This window comes from Kamptonema animale CS-326, assembly GCF_028330895.1.
GTDB lineage: Bacteria > Cyanobacteriota > Cyanobacteriia > Cyanobacteriales > Microcoleaceae > Kamptonema > Kamptonema formosum.
The window spans coordinates 1-3494 of the sequence record NZ_JAQMUA010000151.1 but is presented as its reverse complement, the minus strand read 5'-3'; the positions used below and the strand labels follow the sequence as shown (position 1 = coordinate 3494).

The window sequence follows — 3494 nt, the reverse complement described above, 5'->3', positions numbered from 1 at the left end:
TTTACAGGCTTGTTGCGGCGAGCGCCCACCTTACAATTAGCAATTAGCCATTAGCAATTACCCTGTTTTCATACAACTAAAAACCCCTATATTGAGGTATCGCCCTAACCTCCATCTACCAATATCTAACTAATCACTGATTCGGCAACTCATTAACGCAATATACAAGCTCAGTCAACACGCAGGGAAAAGAACCAAACCTCGTATCGCGCAAATTTGTACTCTTTAAATCAGTATTCTCACGCAAAGTAAGATCTATATTTGTACCGCTTAATTGTCCTTGAGGAAGCCTTGCCTGTGACAAATCTGCATCTTTCAAATTTGTATCTCGCAGATCGGTATAAGTCAAGTCAGCTCCACTTAAATTAGCCCTTTCCAAATTCACTCTAAACAGAGACGATCTTCTCAAATCCGTATTTGATAAATTAGCGCCATTAAGATGAGATTCTCCCAAATTTGCTGTATAGAGTTTGGCATTTTGGAGATTAGCTCTCATTAAATTTACTTTTCCCAAAAAAGCGTAGGATAAATCAGCTCCCCGCAAGTCAGCACTCCACAAGTTAGCCCTAGATAAATCCGCGTTAAATAGGTTACTATTTGATAAGTTAGCACCTCTCAAATTAGCGCCCATTAACTTAGCTTCATACAAGTTGGCTCCACTTAAATCCGCTCCTTCCAAATCAGCTTCAAATAGGTTAGCCTTAAACAAATTAGCATTTCTCAAGTCGCAGCCATAACAGCTCCTAGTTTCCAGCAATTGCCTAACGTGCTGTGGATTCTCCGCTTTGACAGCACTTGCTATAGAAAGTGGTGCTAAAATCCCTGCCATCGCCAATGCTGTAAGTTTCATAAGCGCCATAACCTCTATTAGACTACCAAATCTCACTCAAGTCTAACACAAATCCCGGCAATATCGGCTCACCGCTAACCGTCGCCGGATTATCTAAACATTCCTCTGGAACTTCGGGACGGTAAATATAAACTTTTCGCGCTTTTCTATCAATCAAAAGACCCAGTTTTACTCCTTCCTGAATATACTCCTGCATCTTTTCCTTAAGCGATTTTAAACTATCGCTAGGCGATCTTAATTCAATCACAAAATCAGGACAAATCGGCGCGAACTTCTCTCGCTGTTCTGGCGATAAAGCATTCCATCTTGCTAGCTTAATCCAAGAAACATCAGGTGAAAAAGTTTGTCCCGAAGAGAATGTAAATCCCGTACTAGAGTCAAAGGTAATACCAGTCTTATCTTTCTTTGCCCAAAGCGTCACCTGAAAAATCAGATCGCTATTACGGTTTCCTGTTTCCGAACCAGTGGGCGACATAATAATTACTTCTCCTGTTTTAGTCCGTTCAATGCGTAAATCCCGATTAATTTGACAGAAGTCAAAAAACTGGTCATCAGTCATCTGAAAAGTTGAAGGCATTTTCACAACTAAATTCGATAAAGTCATAGTTTTTTCCTCCAAATAGTAGGGCGGACAAAGCCCGCCCAAACTCCGAATTAAGCCTCGTCTAAAGCTGCAATTCCGGGCAATTCCTTACCTTCCAACAACTCCAAACTTGCACCGCCACCAGTTGAAATGTGGCTCATTTCTGCGCCCAAATTCAACATTTCTACAGCCGCAACCGAGTCGCCGCCGCCAATAATAGTGCTAGTACCAGTCTTAGTCAAACCAGCAAGAGTTCGCGCGATCCCTTCCGTTCCCGCAGCAAATTTCTCCATCTCAAACACGCCCATTGGCCCATTCCAGATTACCGTCTTGCAATCCGCCAAAGCATCTTGGAAAGTCTTAACTGAATCAGGCCCAATATCTAAACCCATCCAACCATCAGGAATCGCATCAACGCTGACAATTTGAGTGTTAGCATCAGCCGCAAACTTATCAGCAACTACGACATCCGTAGGCAACAAGAAAGTAACGCCGCGCTCCTTTGCCTTAGCTTCCAAAGACTTCGCCAATTCTAGCTTGTCATCTTCTACCAAAGACTTACCAACATTCAAACCACGAGCCTTATAAAAAGTGAAAACCATGCCGCCGCCTAAGATCAATTTGTCACATTTTTCTAGCAGCTTTTCAATCACGCCAATCTTACTCGAAACCTTAGAACCGCCGATAATAGCAGCCAAAGGACGTTGAGGCTTTTCGATCGCGCCTTGCAGGTATTCCAACTCTTTCTCGATCAACTTCCCGGCCACCGAAGGACTGAGATATTTCGTCACTCCCTCCGTAGAAGCATGGGCCCGGTGAGCCGTGCCAAAAGCATCATTCACGTACAAATCCGCAACTGAAGCTAAATTTTTCGCAAATTCCGGGTCATTCGCCTCCTCTTCTGGGTAGAAGCGGACATTTTCTAGCAAAATTACATCGCCATCTTGCATCGCTGCCACAACCCCAGCTACTTCCTCACCGATGCAGTCGCTAGGCTTTTTAACCTCTTTTCCCAGCAATTCCGAGAGACGCGCCGCCACAGGTGTCAAACGCAGCTTATCACTCACGCCCTTGGGACGACCGAAGTGGCTACAGAGGATCACCTTAGCGCCTTTAGAAGTTAAATCCTCAATCGTGGGCAGAGCAGCCCGGATACGAGTATCATCTGTGATGTTGCCGTTGTCGAGCGGCACATTAAAGTCAGCCCGCACGAGTACCCGTTTGCCGGATAAATCTGATGCCGATAAATTTGCTAGAGTCTTTTTTGTCACAGGATCACCCTCCTTTAAGTGTGTTTTTGTCTAACTTCCTTTGAATTTAGGCCGGCGCGGGTCACTCGCACGCTTGGCCTCCGACGCGAGAAATCGCGTCTAGTCAAAAAACAGGCGGATGGAGCAAGCTCCACTGACTGGTTCACCGTAAACATTTTATCGAAGTCCGCGTCTTGGAGATGCGATCATGTTTAAGACTGTTTTATTTCCTGTCGATCAAAGCCGAGAAGCCCGCGAAGCTGCTGAAATGGTTATTCAAATTGTGAAGAACTACAGCTCTCGCTTGATTATCCTGTCGGTGCTGGAAGCGCCCGCACCGGAGGGCGAATCGTCTGCCCCTGAGAAGATGACTTCTGCTGATGCAGTGGCCAAACTGCTCAAGAGCGCCCAATCTATGTTTGCACAGCAGGGGATCGAAGCCGAAACTATCGAGCGCGAAGGCAAACCTGCTTTCACGATCTGTGATGTGGCGGATGAGGTTGGGGCGGATTTAATTGTGATGGGCTGTCGGGGAGTTGGTTTAACTGAAGAGGGAGCGGCGGATAGCGTCACCAATCGAGTGATTAATCTCTCTCCCTGTCCGATTTTGATTGTTCCCTAAATTGTTAACGGTTAACGGTTAACGGTTAACTGTTAACTGTTAACTGTTAATTGCCTGAGATATTTGACACTCTCCGGTCTGAAGACGCAGGGATTCTTAAGGGCAAACTTTTAAGAGTCGCTCAGCAATTTCAAGGGTTGGCGATCGCTTCGCGCTCCTGTCGATCGCATCAACTTCGTAGTAGTGGCT

Annotated in this window: 4 protein-coding genes; 1 reads left to right on the top strand and 3 read right to left on the bottom strand. The window is 45.5% G+C overall.

The annotated features are described in order from the left end of the window. Positions 1 to 133: 133 nt before the first annotated feature. From PN499_RS09040 to PN499_RS09030, 3 genes are read right to left on the bottom strand one after another with little or no spacing between them, the layout of a single operon-like run. Positions 134 to 850, bottom strand: a complete 717-nt coding sequence (locus tag PN499_RS09040) for a pentapeptide repeat-containing protein (RefSeq protein WP_272031468.1) — start codon at positions 848 to 850, stop codon at positions 134 to 136. A gap of 22 nt (positions 851 to 872) precedes the next feature. After that, complete coding sequence (locus PN499_RS09035; RefSeq protein WP_272031467.1) at positions 873 to 1454, bottom strand: Uma2 family endonuclease; 582 nt, start codon at positions 1452 to 1454, stop codon at positions 873 to 875. Between the two features lie 50 nt (positions 1455 to 1504). Further along, positions 1505 to 2704, bottom strand: a complete 1200-nt coding sequence (locus PN499_RS09030; protein ID WP_272031466.1) for a phosphoglycerate kinase — start codon at positions 2702 to 2704, stop codon at positions 1505 to 1507. A 187-nt stretch (positions 2705 to 2891) separates the two neighbouring features. Between PN499_RS09030 and PN499_RS09025 the strand changes: the two genes are divergently transcribed. Beyond that, positions 2892 to 3305, top strand: coding sequence for a universal stress protein (locus PN499_RS09025; RefSeq protein ID WP_272031464.1), 414 nt, complete (start codon positions 2892 to 2894; stop codon positions 3303 to 3305). Positions 3306 to 3494 lie beyond the last annotated feature (189 nt).